Source organism: Cobetia sp. 29-18-1, assembly GCF_029846405.1.
In the GTDB taxonomy this organism is placed as follows: domain Bacteria; phylum Pseudomonadota; class Gammaproteobacteria; order Pseudomonadales; family Halomonadaceae; genus Cobetia; species Cobetia amphilecti.
Genome location: NZ_JARWKS010000012.1, coordinates 69,104 through 90,745 on the forward strand (window position 1 = coordinate 69,104; position 21,642 = coordinate 90,745).

Consider the following 21,642-nt stretch of genomic DNA (forward strand, 5'->3'; position numbering starts at 1 on the left):
GGCAAGATTCCAGCGACATCACTTGAAGGCGATGACTTCCACCTCGTCGCCGACACGCAAGCTAGGCTTGCGCGAGGGATCGAGCGCGACGAGGTTGTAGCCGAAGTGCACCTGGCCATCCGCGAAGCGGCGCACCCGTGCCAGCGTCTTGAGCGGCTCGCCGTCGCCACGCTTGTCGCCCGTCGCCGGGTCGACATTGACCATCGCACAGCGAGTGCAGGAGGACACCAGCGTGAAGCGTGCCTCACCGATGCGCACTTCCTGCCAGCCATCCTCGGCCCATGCCTCGGCGCCGCTGATCACCAGGTTGGGCCGGAACTGATCCATGCCATGGTCCGCACTCGGAGTCTGGGCGTTGAGCGCCGACAACGAAGCCTGATTGGCCAGCAACAGCGGAAAGCCGTCGGCGGCGCTGACGCGCTGCGCGATGATCTCGCGATAGCGCTCCGAGCGCTCGCCCAACCAGCTGAGCCTGACCGGCATGCCGACCTGCTCACTCAGCCAGGCATCGGCCTCAAAGCTCACGCTCAAGGCTGTGAACCGATCGGCCCACACCTGGATGTCGAGACGCTCGGCCTGGTCATCGGTGGCAAAGCTGACGCTGCCGCATTCGGGGCGGTCCAGATGCCACAGTCGCCACTGGCCGCTGGCGTCTTCGCGCAGGGCCAGTCGCTGCAGCTGGGGATGCGTACGCGCGGTGACGAACTTGCCTCGCGCCGCGACCACCACGAAGCGGCGGTCCTGCGTGAGACCTTCCTCGCCGAGCGTCGCTGTCTCAAGCGCCTCAGCGGCGCCGGACTTGAGGGGATAGCGCCACAGGTGGGTCAACTGCATGAGAGGTTTCCTTGCCAGAGCCCATCAATTCGAGAAATCAGCGAACGGTGCGAGCGGAATCAGCTCGCAGACGAAGCAGAGCCTGCGTCATTTGGCGCCTTGGCCTGTGCGGTATTTGTCTGTGTCGCATTCGGCTGGGCCGCACTCGGCTGGGCCGCATTCACCACAGGGATGTCGTCATCCATGGCGTCCAGGCTGATCACGTCGGGGCCCGAGAGCGCCACGCTGGAGATCAGCGCCTTGACGCCCAGCCCGACCTTGAGGCCCAGCTCCTGACAGACCAGACGATCGACTCGCGCCCTCACCCGCTGGCCGGCGATGCCCAGCACCAGCTCGGCGCTGGCGTGGCCGCGCTCGCTCTCGATCTCGTGGATCACGGCCGGCAAGGCATTGCGCAGGCTGGTATGGGTCGGCGTCTCCAGCGCGATGCTGATGTCACGTGCCCGCAGTCGCAGTCGCACACGACGCCCCACCGGCATCGCCAGCCGCGCCAGCTTGAGGCTCAGCCCGGCGCCCAGCCCCAGACGCGTCAGCTGCCAGTCATCATCGTGCGACAGCACCTCAGCGGTCAGCAGCGAGCCCGCTTCGAAGCGGCCGGTCTGCGGTGCCAGGTCCAGCCGTGACAGCATGTCACCGATCTCGCCGCTGGCGGTGATGCGGCCGTTGTCCACCAGCGCCAGGCGGTCGGCGACCGCGAACAGCTCGCGGGTGTCATGACTGACGAACAGGATCGGAATCTCGATCTCGCGCGCCAGCCGCGCGATGTAGTGCAGCAGCTCCTGCTTGCGCGCGCCGTCGAGGCCGGTCAGCGGCTCATCCAGCAACAGCATGCGCGGGCGTGACAGCAGGGCGCGGCCGATCGCGACACGCCGCGCCTCGCCACCGGACAGCTGGCCGGGCATGCGCGACAGCAGGTCCTCGATGCCCAGCAGCGTCACCATCTCATGCAGGCGTGACTGATTCTGTTGGCGCTGGGCAGGCGTCAGGGCGCGCGGCATGCCGTAGCGGAGGTTGCCGCGCACGCTGTAGTGCGGAAACAGGCGCGGCTCCTGGAAGACGACCCCGAGCCTGCGACGATGCGCCGGCACGAAGATATCGTTCTCGCCGCCCGTCAGGCACTCGCCATCCAGGCGCAGATGGCCATGGTCGGGACGCTCGAGGCCTGCGATCAGGCGCAGGATGGTGGTCTTGCCGCTGCCGGAGCGCCCGAAGAGCGCCGTGACGCCGCGCGCTGGCACCTTGAGCGTGGCATCCAGCGTGAAGGCGCCCTGCTGACGATGGAGGTGGAAATCAAGCATCACGCCCCTCCATGCGCAGTCGCGCGCGACGCGCCAGCCATTCGGAGGCCAGCAGCGACAGCATCGCGATGACGACAGCGATGGCGCACAGCCTGGCCGCGGCGCCTTCCTGGCCCGGGGTCTGGATCAAGGTATAGAGCGCCAACGGCAGCGTGCGGGTCTCGCCGGGGATATTGGCGGCGAAGGTGATGGTGGCACCGAACTCCGACAGTGCGCGCGCGAAGGCCAGCATGCCGCCGGTGAGAATGCCCGGCAGCGCCAGCGGCATGGTCACCGTGAACAGCACGCGCAGCGGGTTGGCGCCCAGGGTGCGGGCCGCGGCCTCCAGGCCCGGGTCGATGGCCTCCAGCGACAGGCGCATCGCGCGCACCATCAGCGGAAAGGCCATCACCGCCGCCGCCAGCGCCGCGCCCTGCCAGGTGAAGGGCAGCACGATATCGATCCTGGCCAGCCACTGGCCGATGGCACCATTGCGCCCGAAGGTGACCAGCAACAGATAACCGACCACCACGGGCGGCAACACCAGCGGCAGATGCAGCAGACCATCGACCAGCGCCTTGCCACGAAACTCACGTCGCGCCAGCCACCAGGCCGCCGCAAAACCGGGAATCAGGCTCAGGCCGACCGCGACGCAAGCCACCTTGAGGCTCAGGCTCAGGGCTTCCCATTCCAGCGCACTCAGCATGGATCTTCCTCAGACGAAGACAGGTTCTCGCACATGACGTGACGCGAAGCGCCGGCAGACAGCCCTGCCCGCCTTGATCACGCCGATGTGACAGCAAGCTCCCAGTGTAGCGGCCTCATCTTGTCGATGACATGCCAGCGTATGACGCAAGGCACCTCGACGCTGATCCAGCGGCTAGTCGGCCTCTGGCTGCGCAGCAGGAGCCTGATGGGCGAGCGTGCTGAAGCCGAAGCGATGGAAGATGGCACCGGCCTCGTTGCTGGAAAGCCAGGCCGAGAAGGCCTCGGCCTGTGACGATGGCGCATCACCGCCACGACTGATCAAGGCGGCAGGATAGTGGATGGGATCATGGCTGCTGTCCGGCAGCAGGCCGATCTGATGCACCCGATGGCTGATGGCGGCGTCGGTGGCATAGACGATCCCCAGCGGGGCCTCGCCATGCTCTACCAGCGCCAGCGCGGCGCGCACGTCCTCGGCGCTGGCCAGACGCGAGCGCAGCGTCTGCCACTGCCCCAGCGCTTCCAGCGACTGACGCGCATAGATGCCCGCGGGCACGTGATCGGGGTCGCCGACGGCCAGGCGAGTGTTGTTGCCGGTGGCGGCGAGGCGCTCGGCCACATCGGTGACGTCCTCGGCATTGCTGACACTGGCGTCCAGCTGGCTGGGGCCAGGCGCGACCAGCGCGAGACGGTTGCCCAGCAGGTCGTGACGGCCGGTGACGACGATGCCGGCCTGCTGCTCCAGCCAGTCCATCCAGCGCTCATTGGCCGACAGATACAGCTGCGCCGGAGCCCCATTGGCCAGCTGACGCGCCAGGGTCGAGGACGAGGCGTAGACCGGCTGGATATCCACGTCGGCGAGACGCTCGTAGCGTGCCTCGATGGCATCCAGCGCATCATGCAGCGAGGCGGCGGCCATGACACGGATCTGGGGGCGCTCGTCTGCCTGAGCGGGTGCGGCCAGCAGTGCCAGCATCAACGGGGCCGCCAGGCTGGCGGCCCTCAACAGCACTGATGAAGAAGATAGCGCTGATGAAGGCGTTGGCGCTGATGACGCAAGCCGTAGCGGAGAGGCAAGCAAGGCGGCCCGGGCGCGCAAGCGGGTAGCGAATGACATCTACAGGGTCCTTGAACAGTGAGACGCAGCGACGAGGCCTGCTGCGCATTGATCTCGCCATGATGCCGCGCTCGCTCGCCATGTGCATCTCATGTGGGCGCAATTGCCGCGCGGGGCGCGGAAACCGCCAACCCTGTTTGTCGAACGCCAGCGGCATGAGGCTTGCTTGAGGCACGCTGGCTGCCTGTCAGCGCCCGCCTGCCACCAGCCACAAGCTGGTCAGCGACGTCCGTCGGCTGGCGGATGTTTTGCCGCATCCAGCTACAGGCAAACGCGAATCACTCACATGTATGCCATTCACTCGATCAGATCGGCTACAATGCTGGCCAAAATGGCAGGGAGACGCTGGCCCACACCCCAGCAACGACGCGATTCCTGCTTTCATGCTTTCTTTCACGCTATTTGCCGCTTCAACGGCAGACAACAGCGGCGGGTGCCACTAAGTCATGCCTCCAGTACTTGACGAATTTCAGGGCCTCAGTGCCTTCGATGCCATCATGCGCTACGGCAATCTGGGCGCAGGAGCCGAGCATCTCGGTATCTCCAAGTCCACGCTCAGCCGCCGGATCAGCCATCTCGAACACCAGCTCGGCCAGCCACTGCTGCATCGTCAGGCCAACCGCCTGATTCCCACCGAGGCCGGCACGCTGTTCTATCAGTACTGCCAGCAGATGCTGTCGCTGGGCGAGCGCTCGCAGATCGCGCTGGATGAACTGCGCGAGGAGATCAGCGGTGATATCACCGTCAGCGCGCACCCGCACTTCCTGCGTGGCTGGTTCAATCATGTGCTGACCGACTTCATCGAAGAGTATCCGGGCATTCGCCTGACCCTGACCGCCAACCATCTGCCGCCATCACGCGATGACGACCAGGTGATGCTGTGGCTGTGGGAAGGCCCGGCCAAGGACACCGGGCTGCGCGAGGAGATTCTGGGTCAGCAGCAGCAACATCTCTACGCTCACCCCAGCTATCTGCGCCAGCACGGCCATCCGCAGCACCCCAGCGAGCTGACCTCCCATGACTGGGTCAATCTGATCGACCGCCATCACCCCAATCTGGTGCTCAATCACCCCGAGGAAGGCGAGTATCGCCTGAGCCTGCCACCGTCACGCTTCACGGTCGACAACGTGGTGGTGCATGCCGACCATATCGCGCACGGCGCCGGTATCGGCCTGCTGCCGGACTACCACGTGCGCACCCGGGCGACGGCGCACCCGGGACAGTTCGAGGCCTGCCTGCCCGAGTGGAAGGGGGCGTCGATTCCGGTCAGCCTGCACTATCCCTTCGGGCACCCGCCGCGCAAGCTCGGCGCGCTGCTCGACCATATCCGCCGTCGTGTGCCGACGGACTGGACCCGCTGATCTGTCGGCCTGACAGCGCTGCAGGCCGACAGATCAACGGTTGCTTCAAACTTCTCAGCTCTACAATTTCACAGCTTCACGACTTCACAGCGGCACTGACTGCCCGTCAGGATTGCTGGCCGAACAGATGACGGCGCGCTTCCTCATCCATCGCCACATTGGCGGCCGGATGGATGTCATCGATACGCGTCATTGCCCGCTTGACGCCGTCACGCTCGGCGATGCGGGCGCGATAGGCGGCGACCGCCGGGAAGCGGGCCAGATCGATCTCCTGCTTCTCGGCCTTCAGCCACGGCCAGATGGCCATGTCGGCGATGCTCAACTCGTCCCCCGCCACGAAGTCACGCCCCGCAAGCTGGCGCTCCAGCACGCCGTAGAGGCGCTCGCCTTCCTTGTGATAGCGCTCGATGGCGTATTCCACCGGCTCTGGCGCGTAGTGCTTGAAATGATGCACCTGACCCAGCATCGGCCCCAGGCCACCCATCTGCCAGTGCAGCCACTGCAGCACGTCATTGCGGGCGCGTGTTTCCTGCGCCAGAAACTTGCCGCACTTGTCGGCCAGATACTCCAGAATCGCACCGGACTCGAACACCGAGATCGGCTCACCGCCATCGGCTGGCGCATGATCGACGATCGCCGGCATGCGATTGTTGGGCGAGATGGCCAGAAATTCCGGCGCGAACTGCTCACCCTTGCTGATGTTCACCGGAATGAGGCGATACTCGAGACCGGCTTCCTCCAGAAAGATCGTGATCTTGTGGCCGTTGGGCGTGGTCCAGTAATACAGATCGATCATCATGGGCTCCTTGTCTGGAACAGCACGACATGGCCCGAACGCCCTTCAGCGTTCGGGCCATGAGAAAGGTCATCTCCGATGCGAGATTACTGCGCAATCTCGCTGGCACGTGGCGCCTTGCGCGCCATGCCGTCGTAGAGATCCATCATGCGCTCGCGCCACTGCACCAGCGGATCACTGGGGTCTTCCGTCTCGCCGAAGGGCGAGGTGTCAGAGACGATATGGGCCCAGATGAAGAAACCGAAGATCAGGTAATCTGCCGCCGCCGGGGCATCACCATCCATGAAAGGCTGATTGGCGAGTAGGCCACGCAGCGGCTTGAAGGCGCTGTCGAGAATGCCGCGCGCGATCTCGACGTTATGGAACTCCTCGAAGGACATGCCGAAGCGGGCTTCACGGGCGCTCTGGAAGTACTCGCGGTCATCCGGGTGAATGGCCTGCACCAGATCCAGCGCCACCAGGCGGAAGAAACCGACGGCCATGACCTGCTCGGCATAGACCTTGACGAAATTCAGACGCGCCTGCGCCTGGGCATCACCGATCAGCGGGCCATTGCCGGCGTTCGGATAATGCGCGTCCAGATGCTTGAAAATGTCATAGCTGTCCATCGCCACGCCGTGCGCATCCTTGAGCACCGGCACCGTGGTGGAATCGCAGAAGTCGATCGGGCTCTTGTCGGTGAACAGCATCGGCACGAGTTCTGCCTCGATGCCCTTGTGCGCCAGGGCCAGACGTGCGCGCCAGCAGAACGGCGAGAAACGCAGGCGGTCATCACGGCCACGCAATTCATAGAGGACTGGGGTCATGCGGGACTCCTTGGTTGTCATTGAGGTCTGGTGTCACTAAGGCCTGAGGTCATTGGGGCCTGGTGTCTTTCAAGCTTGATATGAACGGCATGACTTCACTGCGCGCGTCCTGCCCCTGGCAATGTTTTGGACGTTGTGCCGCGCAAATGCAAGCAAAATGAGCATTCGTTCAACATCGCGCTGAACGCCACTCAAGGCGCGAAGGCTCGCTCACCCTTGCAGTGACGCGAGGTTGGACCCATTGATGAGGGTTGCGTGACCAGGGCCGGTCATTGACCAAAGGATATTGATGACACCCGGCCTCGACAGCGCGAATAATGGGGCCCATCGCTTTCGCGCCAGCCACTTCCTGCCCTGATCCCCTCTCTTCATTTTCCAAGGAGTCTCGATGTCCGTCGAAGACCTGCACCTGAACCTGCGCAACCTGCAGGAATCAGACTACCCCCAGCTCAAGCGCCTGATGGACGGCATCTACGACGACATCGGTGGCGCCTGGCCTGAGCACACCATCAACCGTCTGATCGCCGAATTCCCCGATGGCCAGATCGTGATCGAGGATGGCGACAGGCTGGTCGGTGTCGCCCTGACGGCGCTGGTGGATTACGACGCCTTCTCCAACCCGCACAAGTACGACGACCTGATCGGTCAGCGCGAGATCATCCTCAACAAGGAGGATGGCGATGCGCTTTACGGTCTGGATGTGCTGATCGACGTCGACTACCGCGGCTATCGCCTTGGTCGCCGCCTGTACGAGGCGCGCAAGGAGCTGTGCCGCTCGATGAATCTGCGCTCGATTCTGGCCGGCGGGCGCATTCCCCAGTACCACGAATATGCCGCCGAGCTCTCGCCCTCCGAGTACATCGACAAGGTGGAGCGTCGCGAGATCCATGACCCCATCCTGTCGTTCCAGCTGGCCAACGGCTTCCTGGTCAAGCGCCTGTTGCGCCAGTACCTGCCGGAAGACGAGGATTCCCAGGGCTACGCCACGCTGCTGGAGTGGAGCAACATCCTGTTCGAGCCCGCCGAGCGCGTGCTGGAAAGCCGCAAGACGATGATTCGCGTCGGCGCCGTGCAGTGGCAGATGCGCAAGTTCGACAGTGTCGAATCCGTGCTGCAACAGGTCGAGTACTACGTCGACGCCCTGTCGGATTACCAGAGTGACTTCGCCGTCTTCCCGGAGCTGTTCAACACGCCGTTGATCGGCCTTTTGGAAGACCAGAGCGACCCGGTGCGCTGCATCCGCTACCTCGCCGGCTTCACCGAGCGCTTCAAGCAGGAAATCTCGCGCATGGCGGTGGCCTACAACATCAACATCGTGGCCGGCTCCATGGTCGAGATCGGTGACGACAACGAGCTCTACAACGTCACCTACCTGTGTCACCGCGATGGCGAGATCGACCGTCAGGCCAAGCTGCACATCACGCCGCAGGAGCGCCGCGACTGGATCATCAAGGGCGGTGACGAGCTGGCCGTGTTCGAGACCGACGCCGGACGCATCGGCATGCTGATCTGCTACGACGTGGAGTTCCCGGAACTGTCGCGTCTGCTGGCCGATCAGGACATGGATATCCTGATGGTGCCGTTCTGGACCGACACCAAGAACAGCTACCTGCGCGTGCGCAACTGCGCCCAGGCGCGTGCCATCGAGAACGAATGCTACGTGGTGGTCTGCGGCAGTGTCGGCAACCTGCCGTCCATCGAAAGCCTCGACATCCAGTACGCCCAGTCAGCGGTGTTCTCGCCGTCGGACTTCTCCTTCCCGCATGACGCGGTGATGGCCGAGACCACGCCGAACACCGAGATGATCATGTTCTCGGATCTCGATCTGGAGCGTCTCAAGGTGGTGCGCAGCGAAGGCTCGGTGACCAACCTGAAGGACCGCCGCAAGGACCTCTTCGAGCTGCGGCTGCGTGACTGGTCGTGGAAGTCCGGCAGCCGTCAGGACTGAGCCGATGACGCACTGGTGGCAACGGCTGTGGCAGCGCTCCGCTCGCCACGGCCGTGATACGTCAGCCCCCGACGCCTGCGCTGTCTCAACCGCATCCCCCGCTGGCGAGACAGCGCCGGATGACGCGTGGCAGGCAGCCCGCGAGCGCCTGCCGATTCTCGAGGGACTCGACGCCGAGGCACTGGCGCGTCTTGAGCGGCGCGCCCGCCATCAGCTGAACGACTGGAAGCTGACCAGCGCCGAACCGCTCGCACAGGTCGAGGCGCTGGCACTGGCCGCTCAGGCGATGCTGCTGCTCAACGGCTGGGCGCATGCCGAGCGCTGGCAGGACGCCGGCGCTCGCGTGCACGAGATCATGCTGCCGCAGCAGGCCATCCGCCGTGAGGTGGAAGAAATGGATGACGCCGGCGTGGTGCATGTCTTCGAGGATACCCGCGCCGGCGAGACCTGGTACCAGGGACCGGTGGTAGTCACCCGTGAAGACCTCTCCAATAGCGGTGACTGGAACGGCTTCAACGTGGTGATCCATGAATTCGCCCACAAGCTCGACATGGCCAACACCACCGATGCCGATGGCTTTCCACCCCTGCCGCGCCATATCAGCGCGGCGGAGTGGCACGCCACCTTCACTGCCGTGTGGGATGACCTGAGCGCGCGCCTGTCACGCGGTGAGCCGACGCCCATCGATGACTACGCCGCCAGCCACCCCGCCGAATGCTTCGCCGTCTGCTGCGAGTATTTCTTCAGCGCGCCGGATGAGCTCAATGCGGCCTATCCGGCGCTGTATGCCCTGCTGGAGCGCTTCTTCCAGCAGTCGCCATTGGCGCGCTGCCCGCCGCCTTCCGACTGACCACGCCTGGCAGATCTGACTACACGCTTGGAAGATATGTCCATCCGCTTGGCAGACAAGGCGCCAGCAAGGCGAGGAAATCGCGATAGAGAAGAGATAGCGGTCGCTTACCGCGCCGGGCATCGCCTCAAGCTAACGGTATATCGTTCGAAGGCGCATCAGTAGACACGCCGACTCGCTCAGCAGAGGTCGCAAAAGCCACCTCTGCATCGCTCACTGTGGCTCCGCCAACAGATAATCCCAGACACGCTGTGCGGTGGGCCGCATCGGGCGCTGATTGGAGCGCACCAGCCAGAAGTTCTGCTCGGCGGGAATCGTCAGCGCGAAGACCTGCTCCAGCCCGCCATTGCCGGACGCCAGCCATTGCCGGAAATGGCCTTCATGCACCAGCGCCACCCCCATGCCGAGCCGCGCCATTTCCAGCGTCATCACCTGGGTATCACAGCTGATGGTGGAGGTCGTCTTCTCCAGCCCCAGTTGATCTGCCGCCACCAGCCAGCGCCGCCAGCCCACCGCAAAGCCTGCGGCATGCAGCAGCGTCATGCCGGCCAGGTCCGCCGCCGTGGTCAGCTGCGCGCTCAGCGCCGGACTCGCCACGACGGCCATTCTCTCCTGCCCTGCCCCCACCTGGATCGCCTCTACCTGCGGCCAGTCGCCCTGGCCGTAGCGCAGCTCGATATCCACCTGCTCGCCATCGAAGTCGCTCTGCCAGAAGGCACTGACCAGACGCAGCGCGATCTCGGGCTGATCACGATGGAAGTTCGCCAGCCGCGGCAACAGCCAGGCCTGCTGGCTCATCGGGGTCGCCCGCAGGCTGACCGGCGCGGCGCGCGAGGGGCCGAAGACTTCCAGCGTGCCTTCCTGAAGGCGCTGGAAGCCATCCTGCAGCGCTGGCAACCAGGCCTGACCGGCCGGCGTCAGATTGAGGCTGCGGGCGTGACGCACGAACAATGGCTGGCCAAGGCGGTCCTCCAGCTGGCGAATCCGCTGGCTAATGGCCGACTGGGTGACACTGAGCTCCTCGGCGGCACGCGTGAAGCTCATCAGGCGCGCAGCGGCTTCGAAGGCCTGCAACCAGGCCAGCGGCGGCAGGGGGCGCGGCAAGGCATCCGGCGTCGTGGGGGAAGGTTCGTGCATGGCTATCTCGCATCAGAGCATGAAGGTCAATCGGCACACATTAGCTCAGCTAAGTCATGGCCGTCATATTTCGCGTTGGCCAGCCGTGATGACGAGGGGGACAATGGCCTCATTCTCGGGTCACGGCTCAGCCATACGACCCAGCCACGCGACACGCGTCGGCTCACCTGCTACTGCACACACGACATAGGACGGCGCCCATGGAGACTCTCATCGCATCTGCCCCTGACACCCAAGGCACTGAAGCGTCACAGGCACGCCATCAGTGGGACATGAAGGAATACCTGCCCCATCACGAGGGCGCGCCGCTGGTGAAGGCAGACCACGACGAGACCCTGGCGTCACTGGCATGGGCCAGCGGTGAGCAGACCCGACTGCCGCTGATCTGGCTGCGCGACCACTGCGCCTGCGATCTCTGCCGTCATCCGCAGACCTTCGAGCGCACCTTCATGCTGATGGACGACGCGGCCCTGACGGTGCACCAGATGCGTGTCGAGCAGGGCAATCTCGTCGTCGTCTGGCAGGACGGCCACACCAGCCGCTTCGATGCCGGCTGGTTGCTGCAACGTCGTCCGAGTGATGCGCCGCCGGCCACGCCGGTCCCTGCAAGCCAGGCCTGGCAGCAGGGCCATGAGCCTCACGTCACCGCCTTTGCCGACTACATGGCCGGTGGACAGGCGCGCCTGGGCTGGCTGGAAGCGCTGTGCCGCGACGGCTTCGCGATTCTGGATGCCGGCCCGACGGCAGGCGGCGAGATCGACCAGGTGGCCGCGACCATCGGCCCGATCCGCGCGACCAACTTCGGTGGCCGTTTCGAGGTCTTCTCCAAGCAGGCGCCCAACAACGCCGCCTACACGCCGATCGCACTGGAACTGCACACCGACCTGCCCAACTGGCGTCAGCCGCCAGACATCCAGATGCTCTACTGCCTGGCCAATGAGGCCGAAGGCGGAGACTCCATCTTCGGAGACGGCATGGCGGTCGCCGAAGCCCTGCGCGAGCGGGACCCGCAGGCCTTCAGGCTGCTGGCCGAGACTCCGGTGGACTTCCGCTTTGCCGACGAGACCACCGACCTGGTGGTGCGCGAGCCGGTGATCCATCTGGATGCCAACGACAAGGTCATCGAGGTGCGCTTCAACAACTGGATCCGCGACAGCCTGCGCCTGCCGCTGGAACAGATGCAGGCCTGGTACAGCGCCTATCGCCAGTACTGGAGCATCCTGCGGGAACCGGCCTTCCGCTTGCATCTCAAGCTGGAAGCCGGCCAGATGGTGGCCTTCGACAACCGCCGCGTGATGCACGGACGCAAGTCCTTCGACCCGACGACCGGCCGCCGCCACCTGCAGGGCTGCTATGTGGATTACGACATGGTGGAATCCGCGCTGCGCGTCACGGCGCGCCAGCTGGCCGGTGCCAACCTCACTCAGTCGTGAGCACGAAAGCTCTCATGCCGCGGAGTACTTGAAATAGCGTTGAACCGCACGCAAAGGTTGCGGCGGTTCCTCCAGGGCATACCACGCAAGGCAGTGGCATCCTGAGAGTCTGGCAACTCAGGTATCGCCCCATGAATCCCATGACACTCTGCTTTGCGGATGACACCCTGGAACGACGTTATCGGCGTCGACAGATCGAGACCTCACACAAGCTCAGCCGGATCACCATCCCGCTGAGCTGTCTGCTGTTCGCGTCCTATGGGCTGATCGAGCTCAGTCTGCTGGAGCACTACGAGCCCTACCTGCTGCTGCGCACCAGCGTTCTGATCGGCGTGTTGGGCCTGTTCCTGCTGTCACGCCTCCCGCGTTTCCGACACCACGTCAACGGCATCCTGTGCCTGGCCTCGCTGGTGGCAGCGCTGGGGACGCTGGCGATGTTCCATGTGGGGGACGGTCACGCCGGAGAGCACCTGGTGGAGAGCCACGCCGCCGGACAGCATGAGGACGAGCATGGTGACTTCCCGGTCTACTTCGTCGCCCTGTTGCTGGTGGTCTTCTGGACCTACACCCTGCTGGGACTGCAGTTCATCTATGCCATGGCCTGCGGACTGCTGATATGGATGGGCTGCACCGTCAGCTGCGCGCTGATGCATCTTGGCTCCGATACACTAGTGGAGGTCAACGAAGTCTTCTTCATGATGGCCGTCAATATGCTGGCAGGCCTTAGCGCCTACTCGCGCGAGCGCCAGAGCCGGCAACTCTTCCTGCATGAATGCCATATCACCGGCGAGCGGGACGATCTGCGCGACCACGCGATGTGCGACTCGCTCACAGGGCTGCTCAACCGGCGCGCCCTGCTGACACGCCTCGACCAGATACTCGATATCCAGACCCCCGGCACGGTGCAGGCCGCGCTGTTCATCGACCTCGATGGCTTCAAGCCCGTCAATGACCGCCACGGCCATGCCATCGGCGATGAGGTGCTGCGCATCACCGGCGAGCGCCTGGGCAACACCCTGCGCGGCAACGATATCGTCGGTCGCCTGGGCGGCGATGAATTTCTGGTGCTGATCAGCCGTGAGGGCAACGGCCGCAAGGGCCCGGAGCAGCTGGCGGAACGTCTGATCGACGCCATCAGCCGTCCCATCACGCTGGAAGTCGATGGTGAACCGCTGATCATCGCCGTCAGTGCCAGCATCGGCATCAGCCTGTTCCCCTTCTCGGGCGCCACGCCGGAAACGGTCATCGCGCGCGCCGACAGCGCCATGTACGAGGCCAAGCAACGCGGGCGGGGCGTCGTCGTCACCGGCAATCCGCTCCGCCTGGTACTGTGACGCTCGACGCTCGATGCTCGACGTCTCCTCGAGCATGTCGCCGCGCCACCCTCCCTCTTGAGACAGCGGCAGACGCCCCAATGAGACAAGGATGCCGTTTCGTCCTTTTTCTCATGACCCGCATCACGCCAGAACGCCCCACGACTCATCAATGGGGCGTCCTGGCGCATGGAGCCTGCCAATGACACGCCTGCCGCATCTTGCCTTCTCTCTACTCGGTCTCGGTCTCCTCGGCGGCTGCGCCGGAGTCCCGTCCGGCACCCAGCCCGTCGAGAACTTCGAGCTCGAACGTTACTACGGCGAATGGCACGAGATCGCCCGCCTGCCCAACAGCTTCGAGGAGGGCCTGAGCTGCGTCAGTGCCGATTACTCGCCCCGCGAGGGCGGCGGCGTGCGCGTCATCAATCGCGGCTACAACGCCGAGCAAGGGCAATGGAGCCAGGCCGAAGGTCGTGCCTACTTCACTCAGGGCAGCGAGACGGCGGCCCTCAAGGTCAGCTTCTTCGGCCCCTTCTATGGCGGTTACAACGTGTTGGCGCTGGATGACGACTATCAGTGGTCGCTGGTGGCCGGCGCCGATCGCGACTACCTGTGGATACTGGCGCGTGAGCCGCAGCTGGATGACGACACCTATCAGGCGCTGGTCGAGCAGGCCGCCGAGCTCGGCTTCGCGACCGACGCGCTGATCAAGGTCGAACAGGGCAACGCCTGCCCCTCTCCTGATGACACCGAACGCTGACACCGATAGCTGACACCGAATCCGTTCCCAAGACCCAAGGCCTGACACCAAGGCCTGACACCAAGGTCTAAACCGGCGCGTGACGTTTATATGGTGCGGACAGCCGCTTTCATCCAACCGACCTCGCATCTTGTCACGCGCGCGTGGCTCGCCAATGGTGAGCTGACAATCTTCCGGGGTAGCGCCTCGCCGAGTGCGCTGCCCTGATGCCAATCGTTTGATGCTGTCGCCCAGTGCCAGTGACGCCTCGCTGCACTGGGCAACTCAGTTCAGAGGGAGCCCGTGCCATGGATATCCAGCAGTTCTTCAGCGCCCTGTGGGATGACTACGTCGCCATGACGCCCCAGGCCCAAAAGATCCAGGATGCCTTCATCGCTGACGGCGAGACCATCGTCAACGACCACGTCGCCTTCCGCACCTTCGATCGCGGGCCGATTACCCTGAGCGCGCTGGAACCTCACCTGCTGGCGCTGGGCTATACCCGCTTCGCGCCCTATGATTTCCGCGAGAAGAAGCTGCGCGCCTTCGGCTATCTGCCGCCGTCACCCGACATGCCGCGCGTATTCCTCTCCGAGCTGAAATGCCATGAGTTGTCCGAGCGCGCCCAGGCGATCATCGATGGGCTGGTCAGCCAGATCTCGCCGGATGCCGCCACCCAGCCCTCCGTGCTGTGGTCGGGCCGCCTGTGGAAAGCGCCCAGCTTCGAGCAGTATCAGCGCCTGATGGAAGAGAGCGAGTATGCGGCCTGGCTGTCGATCATCGGTCTGCGCGCCAACCACTTCACCATCAGCGTCAACGCGCTCAGCCATCACGACACCCTCGACAAGGTGCTGACGCGCGTCGAGTCGCTTGGCCTTGGCATCAACCCGGCCGGAGGGCGCATCAAGGGCTCGCCCGAGGTGCTGCTGGAGCAGGCCTCCACCCTCGCCGACCGCCAGACCTTCACCTTCGCCGGTGGCGAGGAGCACGAAATCTCCACCTGCTACTACGAATTCGCGCGCCGCTATCCCGATGCCGATGGCGAGCTGTATCAGGGCTTCGTGGCGGCCAGCGCCGACAAGATCTTCGAATCCACCAATGTTCGCCAGGAGCCGACTGCCTCGTGATTGCCGACTGGCTAGACCTGACACTCGAAGGCCACGCCAGCGCCCGTGGCATGGGTCGTATTCCCGGCGGCCGCTATGAGATCGTCGCACCCGGCGTGCTGGAGATCACCCCCGACGTCACGGGGCCCAAGGCGCGCCCGTGCGTGATCTCCGCCGGCATCCACGGCAACGAGACCGCCCCCATCGAGCTGCTCGGTGAACTGATCGCGGGCCTGGAGAGCGGCCACCTGATCGTCGGGGCGCCGCTGTTGCTGATTCTGGGCAACCTGCCTGCCATCCGCAGTGGCGAGCGCTTCATCACCACCAATCTCAATCGGCTGTTCAAGCGCGCCGAGGCCAGCGTCACGGGCAACGACTGTCCGTCCGATGATGAGCCGGCACGCGCGCGTCAGCTGATGGCGGCAGTGGACACCTTCTATGCCCGCTTCCCGCTGGCCGAGGGCACGCGCCGTCTGCACTACGACATGCACACCGCCATCCGCGACAGCCTCTATCCGCGCTTCGCGGTGGTGCCCTTCAGTGATGGCGACGCCATCAGCGCATCGCAGTGGCCGATATTGAGCGCCGCCGGCATCCAGGCCGTGCTGCACCAGCATCAGCACAGCTGGACCTTCTCGCACTATTCGCGCCACTACCATGATGCCGACGCCTTCACGCTGGAGCTGGGTCAGGTTCGCCCGTTCGGCGCCAACGACATGGCAGCACTCGCACCGATGAAAGCCCTGCTCGCGGCGCTGGCGACCGGCACGGCACCCGCCGAAGCAGACCCTGAGGCCATCGACTACTTCACGGTGGAAGTGGAACTGATGCGTCAGTCAGCCGACTTCACGCTGTGCTTCAGCGAGGATGTCGCCAACTTCACTGCCTTCGCCCCTGGCAGCGTGGTGGCCGAAGACGCCGCTGCTGGCCCCTGCATCATCGGCGATACGCCACTGCGGGTGGTGTTCCCCAACGCGAAGGTGGAGATAGGCGCCCGCGCCGCCCTGCTGCTGGCCGAGAGCTCGACACCGACAGACTGAGTCACCAGACACTGAACAAACCGGCACTGAGCCACAAGCGCCGGCGTTCTGCCCGCCCATCCCCCTCAGGGCGCAGCACGATGCCGGCGCGATTGCACTGACGAAAGCCTTACTACAACGACAACAGGCGACCTTGAACATGAAGACTCCTCCCCCACGGCCGGACGGCATCCGCGTGCGTCCCTGCACGCCCCACCAAAGTCGTAACATTCCTCCACGCCAGATAGCGGTGAACCCTGCGTTGAGCTGGTAGAATCGGCCCCCTTTCCCGTCCACGACATGCAAGCACAGGCATTTTTCGCCTGTTGTAGACGGTCACTGGCAGCGAGAACGACGATCAATCGGACTGATCGTGAGGAACTGGCCATGCCCCTGACGGCATTCTCCGCCACTCCTCCCGTGCCACGCCTTGCCGCCTCATCACGTCTGCGTCGCGCAAGTCAGCGAGCGACAGTGAAAGGCAGTGCCAGGCAGCCGTGCCATGTCGGCAACGAACCTGTATCCCGAGCCCGACCGCCCCGCGGCGGACTCGTGGCGTGTCATTGCCCCCAGGGCTGGCAACGTCCGGATTGGAGTAACTGCATGACCATGAGATCTTCCGTGGCCGAGAGCCCGAGCAGCGACGCGCTGCCTCTCGAGGTCCGCAACATCACCAAGTCCTTCGGCACCAATCAGGTGCTCAAGGGCTTGTCGCTGCAAGCACGCAAGGGCGATGTCATCACCCTGATCGGCGCGTCCGGTTCCGGCAAGAGCACCTTTCTGCGCTGCATGAACCTGCTGGAGCAGCCGGACGGCGGCGACATCTTCGTGCATGGCGAGCAGATCGGCTTCAAGGAAAGCCGCCGTGGCCGTGAACCGATGGACTGGCGTCAGGTCGAGCGCATGCGCGCGCGCCTGTCGATGGTCTTCCAGGGCTTCAACCTGTGGTCGCACATGACGCTGCTGGAAAATGTCATCGAGGCGCCGATCCATGTGCTCGGCAAGCCGAAGAAGGAAGCCATCGCCCACGCACGCAGTCTGCTGGACCGCGTCGGCCTGCTCGAGCGCGCCGACTACTATCCGGCGCAGATGTCCGGTGGCCAGCAGCAGCGCGGCGCCATCGCACGCGCGTTGGCGATGGAGCCGGAGGTGATGCTGTTCGACGAGCCGACCTCGGCCCTCGACCCGGAACTGGTCGGTGACGTGCTCAAGGTCATGCGTGACCTGGCCGAGGAAGGCCGCACCATGGTGGTGGTGACCCACGAGATGAGCTTCGCGCGTGATGTCTCGAGCCAGGTGGTCTACCTGCATCAGGGACTGGTCGAGGAAGCCGGCAAGCCGGAAGACGTGCTGGGCAATCCCCAGTCGGAGCGCCTCAAGCAGTTCCTGGCGCCCAAGTACTGAGCAAGCGCCCTGATCACCAATACTGATGAATGGCCCTTGGCCCTTGGCCCTTGGCCCATCGCTGAGCCGACCGCTCGGCCTGTGGCACATCCCGGCACGGTGATCCCGTGACCGGCACATGATTCAGCACCGCGAGCGCCACGCCAACGGCAGGCCTCGAGGTGTCCAAGACTTCAGGAATGACAAGTAATGAAACAGTTCGCGACACGTGCCCTGCTGGGCCTCACCCTCGGCCTCTCCACCTTCGCCATCACCACCAGCGCCGCTCAGGCGGCCGATGTGCCGGACCCGCTGCGCCTGGGCATCGACGTACCCTACGCACCCTTCGGCTACAAGCTGCCCAGCGGTGAGCTGACCGGTTTCGAGATCGAACTGGGCAACGCCATCTGCGCCCAGCTCGCCACCCATTGCGAATGGACCGAGCAGGACTTCGACGGCATCATCCCGGGCCTGATGGCGCGCAAGTACGACGTCATCATGTCGGCGCTGACCATCAATCCGGAGCGTGAGCGTCAGGTGCTGTTCTCCGAGCCCTACTTCACGCCGCCGTCCGGCTGGTTCGTCAAGGCGGACAGCCCGCTGGCGGGCGCGGATACCCTCGATGCCGAGGCGCTCGCGGGCAAGGTGATCGGGGTGCAGCGTGGCAACCTGCAGGATCACTACGTCACCGACCTCTACGGCCGCACGGCTGAAGTGCGCCGCTACACCAAGCTCGATGACCTGGTGCTGGACATGGATAGCGGCCGCGTCGATGTCGCCTTCCTGGACCTGCCGGTAGGTCAGGACACCCTGGTCAACGCCAACGACGGCAACTTCGTCAACACCGGCAGCGCCATCAGCGAGCCGAAGAAGTACTTCGGCGACGGCTTCGGCATCGCCATGAAGAAGCGCGATCGCGACCTCAAGAAGGCCATCGATGGTGCCCTGGAAGCGCTCAAGGCCGATGGCACGCTGAAGCGTCTCAACGACAAGTACTTCGCCAGCGCCGCCACTGCGTCCGACAACCACCAGTAAGCCGCTGAACGGGTTATTCGGCGCTTCACGGGAGACTTCCCATGATTGACCTACAAGGCTACGGGCCCAGCCTGCTGGAAGGTGCCTGGGTCACGGTGCAGCTGGCCGTGCTGGCCCAGCTGCTGGCCATCGCGCTGGGGCTATTGACGGCGACGGCCAAGATGTCGCGCTCCACGCCTCTGCGCTGGCTCGCGACGCTCTACACCACCATCATCCGCGGCGTGCCCGACATCGTGCTGATGCTGCTGCTGTTCTTCGGCGGCCAGATCGGCATCAACATGGTCACCGACTGGCTGTACGACAGCTACGACATCGACGTCTTCGTCAATGTCGATGAGTTCACTGCCGGCGTCGTCACCATCGGCTTCATCTTCGGTGCCTACATGGGCGAGACCTTCCGTGGCGCCTTCATGGCGGTGGATGCCGGGCAGATCGAGGCCGGGCGTGCCTATGGCATGAACGACTGGAAGGTCTTCAAGCGCATTCGCTTCCCGCTGATGATGCGCCACGCCCTGCCGGGGCTGGGCAACAACTGGATGGTACTGCTCAAGACCACCGCCCTGGTGTCGGTGATCGGGCTGGTCGACATGGTGCGTGTCGCCAGTGAGGCCGCCAAGGCGACCCACGAGCCCTTCACCTTCCTGTTGCCGGTTGCGGCGGGCTATCTGCTGATCGCCACCGTGTCCGAATGGGGGCTGGCACGTCTCAAGAAGCGCTATAACGCCGGATTCGGGGAGGCCAGCGCATGGAACAACTGAATGATGCAGGCCCTTCAGGCGTCATCGCCCAGCTGGGTCAGATGCTCGAGGATGCGCTGAGCGACAACTACATCTTCACCGCGACCACCCTGTGGCACTACTGGGAAGGGCTGGTCACCACCGTACAGCTGGTATGTCTGGCGCTGCTCATCGGGCTGATACTGGCCGTGCCGCTGGCGATCATGCGCGGCTCGCGTCGTCGCTGGGTGAAGATGCCGGTCTATCTCTACACCTACGTCTTCCGCGGCACGCCGCTGCTGATCCAGCTCTATCTGATCTACTACGGCGTGGTGTTCTTCGACGGCTTCGACATCTCGCTGGGCGTGACCAGCGTGCATGTGCCCAGCATCCAGGAGACCTGGCTGTGGGACTACTTCCGTGATCCCTTCGTGCCGGCGCTGCTGGCCTTCGTGCTCAATACCGCGGCCTACACCACCGAGATCTTCCACGGTGCCATCCAGTCGACCCCCAAGGGCGAGATGGAAGCCGCCCGCGCCTACGGCATGTCACGTGGCAAGATGATGCGTCGCATCATTCTGCCCAGTGCCTTCCGCCGGGCGCTGCCGGCCTACGGCAATGAAGTCATCTTCATGCTGCATGCCAGTGCCATCTGCAGCGTGGTGACGCTTCTGGATCTCACCGGCGCCGCGCGTGACATCTACGCACGCTTCTACGCGCCCTTCGAGGCCTTCCTGTTCGTCGCCGCCATCTACCTGTGTCTGACCTTCACCATCATTGCCATATTCCGGCAACTGGAGAAACGCCTGCTGGCACACTTGAAACCGTTAAGCTGAACGTCAAAAGCGCCCTTTGTAGGGCGCTTTTTTTATATCAGGATATAACGGCAGGAATTCATCTCGTTTAACGACCGTTTGAATTTGTCCATTGACCCTCTTCACCACAGCCTCGGTCTGGGCTAGTGTGGAGCCACTGGCATGACACACCCCCTTATGTCCGCGGCTCAGACGGCTGGTGTTCAGGAGGGAGTGTCTGATGCCACTGATCAGCCAGTATGACCAACAACAATGATGGATGGGACTGACATGAAGAAGCTTCTGGGAATCTCCCTGCTGGGTGCAGCATTGATGGCCGGTGGCGCTCAGGCGGCCGAATCGCTGCGCATCGGCGTCGACGTGCCCTACGAGCCGATGGAATACAAGACGCCCGACGGTGAGCTGACCGGTTTCGATATCGAACTGGGCAATGCCATCTGCGCGAAGATCAACCGCGACTGCGAGTGGGTCATCCAGGCGTGGGACGGCATCATTCCCGGCCTGATGGCGCGCAAGTACGACGCCATCATGTCCTCGATGACCATCAATGAGGAGCGCCGCGAGAAGGTGCTGTTCTCCGACACCTACATCACCCCGCCGTCCGCCTGGTTCGCCCCGTCCGACAGCGAGCTGAGCGCCACCTCCCAGGAAGCCCTGGCTGACAAGGCCATCGGCGTGCAGCGCGGCACCCTGCAGGACAACTACGTCACCGATCTCTACGGCAAGAATGCCGAGGTCAAGCGCTACACCACCGCCGATGACCTGGTGCTGGACATGGAAGCGGGTCGCCTCGACATCGCCTTCCTCGACTTCCCGGTCGGCAAGTCCACCCTGATCGACGGCGGCAACGGCAACTACAAGGCCGTGGGTGAAGTGGTTACCGAGCCCAAGAAGTACTTCGGCGACGGCTTCGGTATCGCCATGCGCAAGCGTGACAAGGACCTGGCCGAGCAGATCAACGGCGCCCTGGCTGAGCTGAAGGCCGATGGCACCTACGACACCATCCACACCAAGTACTTCGGCGAGAAGCAGTAAGGTCGCTTCAAGCGGCATGCCAGCCATGCCGTGATGCCTGTGCCGAGATGCCTGCACAGTGAGTCGAGCGGCAGCAGACGCAAGTGACATGCACGTCAACAAGCCCCGCTGGCATTCGCCGCGGGGCTTTTGCGTTGAGCCCTTGCTCAAGCACAGCAGGCAGCCAGCGCGCCATCTGCACAATTGGTGCATATTCAGAATCAAAGCGGTGTGCTCC

20 protein-coding genes are annotated in these 21,642 nt (G+C 64.2%); 13 read left to right on the top strand and 7 right to left on the bottom strand.

Annotated features, from left to right (window positions below; translation table 11 throughout):
- Positions 1-18: 18 nt before the first annotated feature.
- The 4 genes from QD208_RS10915 to modA form a co-directional block, all read right to left on the bottom strand.
- Positions 19-834, bottom strand: a complete 816-nt coding sequence (locus QD208_RS10915; RefSeq protein WP_153636483.1) for an MOSC N-terminal beta barrel domain-containing protein — start codon at positions 832-834, stop codon at positions 19-21.
- A 59-nt stretch (positions 835-893) separates the two neighbouring features.
- Entirely contained in the window at positions 894-2,132 is a 1,239-nt protein-coding gene (gene modC, locus QD208_RS10920; RefSeq protein ID WP_279836809.1) for a molybdenum ABC transporter ATP-binding protein, read from the bottom strand.
- Entirely contained in the window at positions 2,125-2,817 is a 693-nt protein-coding gene (gene modB / locus QD208_RS10925; RefSeq protein WP_054555674.1) for a molybdate ABC transporter permease subunit, read from the bottom strand. Before modB ends, modC begins: the two co-directional genes overlap by 8 nt.
- Before the next feature lie 174 nt (positions 2,818-2,991).
- Positions 2,992-3,933, bottom strand: a complete 942-nt coding sequence (gene modA, locus QD208_RS10930; protein WP_279836810.1) for a molybdate ABC transporter substrate-binding protein — start codon at positions 3,931-3,933, stop codon at positions 2,992-2,994.
- Between the two features lie 446 nt (positions 3,934-4,379).
- On the opposite strand from modA, the gene QD208_RS10935 reads away from it, so the two are divergent.
- On the top strand, positions 4,380-5,294 hold the full coding sequence (locus tag QD208_RS10935; RefSeq protein WP_279836811.1) for a LysR family transcriptional regulator: 915 nt from the start codon (positions 4,380-4,382) through the stop codon (positions 5,292-5,294).
- A gap of 106 nt (positions 5,295-5,400) precedes the next feature.
- Here the strand turns inward: QD208_RS10935 and QD208_RS10940 are convergent, their stop codons facing one another.
- Both QD208_RS10940 and QD208_RS10945 read right to left on the bottom strand, forming a co-directional pair.
- Positions 5,401-6,090, bottom strand: coding sequence for a glutathione S-transferase C-terminal domain-containing protein (locus QD208_RS10940; RefSeq protein ID WP_279836812.1), 690 nt, complete (start codon positions 6,088-6,090; stop codon positions 5,401-5,403).
- An 86-nt stretch (positions 6,091-6,176) separates the two neighbouring features.
- Positions 6,177-6,896 (bottom strand): glutathione S-transferase N-terminal domain-containing protein, encoded by a 720-nt coding sequence (locus QD208_RS10945; protein WP_166020010.1) that lies wholly within the window; start codon positions 6,894-6,896, stop codon positions 6,177-6,179.
- Positions 6,897-7,284: 388 nt separating this feature from the next.
- Between QD208_RS10945 and QD208_RS10950 the strand changes: the two genes are divergently transcribed.
- Positions 7,285-8,844 carry a carbon-nitrogen hydrolase family protein gene (locus QD208_RS10950; protein ID WP_279831993.1) on the top strand — a complete coding sequence of 520 codons (1,560 nt, stop codon included), beginning with the start codon at positions 7,285-7,287 and terminating at the stop codon, positions 8,842-8,844.
- A 4-nt stretch (positions 8,845-8,848) separates the two neighbouring features.
- Entirely contained in the window at positions 8,849-9,694 is an 846-nt protein-coding gene (locus QD208_RS10955; protein WP_279836815.1) for a M90 family metallopeptidase, read from the top strand.
- Between the two features lie 213 nt (positions 9,695-9,907).
- On the opposite strand, the gene QD208_RS10960 is transcribed toward QD208_RS10955, so the two are convergent.
- Positions 9,908-10,831 carry a LysR family transcriptional regulator gene (locus tag QD208_RS10960; protein WP_153636487.1) on the bottom strand — a complete coding sequence of 308 codons (924 nt, stop codon included), beginning with the start codon at positions 10,829-10,831 and terminating at the stop codon, positions 9,908-9,910.
- A 200-nt stretch (positions 10,832-11,031) separates the two neighbouring features.
- Here QD208_RS10960 and QD208_RS10965 point away from each other — a divergent pair, with 200 nt between their 5' ends.
- From QD208_RS10965 to QD208_RS11010, 10 genes are all read left to right on the top strand, one after another.
- The gene (locus QD208_RS10965) at positions 11,032-12,264 is read left to right on the top strand and encodes a TauD/TfdA family dioxygenase (RefSeq protein ID WP_242007692.1); all 1,233 of its coding nucleotides are present in this window, start codon (positions 11,032-11,034) and stop codon (positions 12,262-12,264) included.
- 131 nt (positions 12,265-12,395) lie between these two features.
- Positions 12,396-13,598, top strand: coding sequence for a GGDEF domain-containing protein (locus QD208_RS10970; RefSeq protein ID WP_175089233.1), 1,203 nt, complete (start codon positions 12,396-12,398; stop codon positions 13,596-13,598).
- A gap of 181 nt (positions 13,599-13,779) precedes the next feature.
- The gene (locus QD208_RS10975) at positions 13,780-14,337 is read left to right on the top strand and encodes a lipocalin family protein (RefSeq protein ID WP_279836819.1); all 558 of its coding nucleotides are present in this window, start codon (positions 13,780-13,782) and stop codon (positions 14,335-14,337) included.
- A gap of 287 nt (positions 14,338-14,624) precedes the next feature.
- Positions 14,625-15,443 carry a DUF1338 domain-containing protein gene (locus tag QD208_RS10980; protein ID WP_043334387.1) on the top strand — a complete coding sequence of 273 codons (819 nt, stop codon included), beginning with the start codon at positions 14,625-14,627 and terminating at the stop codon, positions 15,441-15,443.
- The gene (locus QD208_RS10985; protein WP_192837393.1) at positions 15,440-16,462 is read left to right on the top strand and encodes a succinylglutamate desuccinylase; all 1,023 of its coding nucleotides are present in this window, start codon (positions 15,440-15,442) and stop codon (positions 16,460-16,462) included. Before QD208_RS10980 ends, QD208_RS10985 begins: the two co-directional genes overlap by 4 nt.
- 600 nt (positions 16,463-17,062) lie before the next feature.
- Positions 17,063-17,845 (top strand): ATP-binding cassette domain-containing protein, encoded by a 783-nt coding sequence (locus QD208_RS10990; protein ID WP_043334393.1) that lies wholly within the window; start codon positions 17,063-17,065, stop codon positions 17,843-17,845.
- A gap of 189 nt (positions 17,846-18,034) precedes the next feature.
- Entirely contained in the window at positions 18,035-18,859 is an 825-nt protein-coding gene (locus QD208_RS10995; protein WP_043334394.1) for a transporter substrate-binding domain-containing protein, read from the top strand.
- 41 nt (positions 18,860-18,900) lie between these two features.
- The gene (locus QD208_RS11000; RefSeq protein ID WP_043334396.1) at positions 18,901-19,617 is read left to right on the top strand and encodes an ABC transporter permease; all 717 of its coding nucleotides are present in this window, start codon (positions 18,901-18,903) and stop codon (positions 19,615-19,617) included.
- A 41-nt stretch (positions 19,618-19,658) separates the two neighbouring features.
- Entirely contained in the window at positions 19,659-20,411 is a 753-nt protein-coding gene (locus QD208_RS11005; RefSeq protein WP_225348169.1) for an ABC transporter permease, read from the top strand.
- Between the two features lie 249 nt (positions 20,412-20,660).
- On the top strand, positions 20,661-21,425 hold the full coding sequence (locus QD208_RS11010; RefSeq protein WP_153636493.1) for a transporter substrate-binding domain-containing protein: 765 nt from the start codon (positions 20,661-20,663) through the stop codon (positions 21,423-21,425).
- Positions 21,426-21,642 lie beyond the last annotated feature (217 nt).

Bases quoted from the DNA above. Each gene is read 5' to 3' on its own strand.
- QD208_RS10915 (WP_153636483.1), bottom strand. From the start codon at position 834: ATGCAGTTGACCCACCTGTGGCGCTATCCCCTCAAGTCCGGCGCCGCT.
- modC (WP_279836809.1), bottom strand. From the start codon at position 2,132: ATGCTTGATTTCCACCTCCATCGTCAGCAGGGCGCCTTCACGCTGGAT.
- modB (WP_054555674.1), bottom strand. From the start codon at position 2,817: ATGCTGAGTGCGCTGGAATGGGAAGCCCTGAGCCTGAGCCTCAAGGTG.
- modA (WP_279836810.1), bottom strand. From the start codon at position 3,933: ATGTCATTCGCTACCCGCTTGCGCGCCCGGGCCGCCTTGCTTGCCTCT.
- QD208_RS10935 (WP_279836811.1), top strand. From the start codon at position 4,380: ATGCCTCCAGTACTTGACGAATTTCAGGGCCTCAGTGCCTTCGATGCC.
- QD208_RS10940 (WP_279836812.1), bottom strand. From the start codon at position 6,090: ATGATCGATCTGTATTACTGGACCACGCCCAACGGCCACAAGATCACG.
- QD208_RS10945 (WP_166020010.1), bottom strand. From the start codon at position 6,896: ATGACCCCAGTCCTCTATGAATTGCGTGGCCGTGATGACCGCCTGCGT.
- QD208_RS10950 (WP_279831993.1), top strand. From the start codon at position 7,285: ATGTCCGTCGAAGACCTGCACCTGAACCTGCGCAACCTGCAGGAATCA.
- QD208_RS10955 (WP_279836815.1), top strand. From the start codon at position 8,849: ATGACGCACTGGTGGCAACGGCTGTGGCAGCGCTCCGCTCGCCACGGC.
- QD208_RS10960 (WP_153636487.1), bottom strand. From the start codon at position 10,831: ATGCACGAACCTTCCCCCACGACGCCGGATGCCTTGCCGCGCCCCCTG.
- QD208_RS10965 (WP_242007692.1), top strand. From the start codon at position 11,032: ATGGAGACTCTCATCGCATCTGCCCCTGACACCCAAGGCACTGAAGCG.
- QD208_RS10970 (WP_175089233.1), top strand. From the start codon at position 12,396: ATGAATCCCATGACACTCTGCTTTGCGGATGACACCCTGGAACGACGT.
- QD208_RS10975 (WP_279836819.1), top strand. From the start codon at position 13,780: ATGACACGCCTGCCGCATCTTGCCTTCTCTCTACTCGGTCTCGGTCTC.
- QD208_RS10980 (WP_043334387.1), top strand. From the start codon at position 14,625: ATGGATATCCAGCAGTTCTTCAGCGCCCTGTGGGATGACTACGTCGCC.
- QD208_RS10995 (WP_043334394.1), top strand. From the start codon at position 18,035: ATGAAACAGTTCGCGACACGTGCCCTGCTGGGCCTCACCCTCGGCCTC.
- QD208_RS11000 (WP_043334396.1), top strand. From the start codon at position 18,901: ATGATTGACCTACAAGGCTACGGGCCCAGCCTGCTGGAAGGTGCCTGG.
- QD208_RS11005 (WP_225348169.1), top strand. From the start codon at position 19,659: ATGCTCGAGGATGCGCTGAGCGACAACTACATCTTCACCGCGACCACC.
- QD208_RS11010 (WP_153636493.1), top strand. From the start codon at position 20,661: ATGAAGAAGCTTCTGGGAATCTCCCTGCTGGGTGCAGCATTGATGGCC.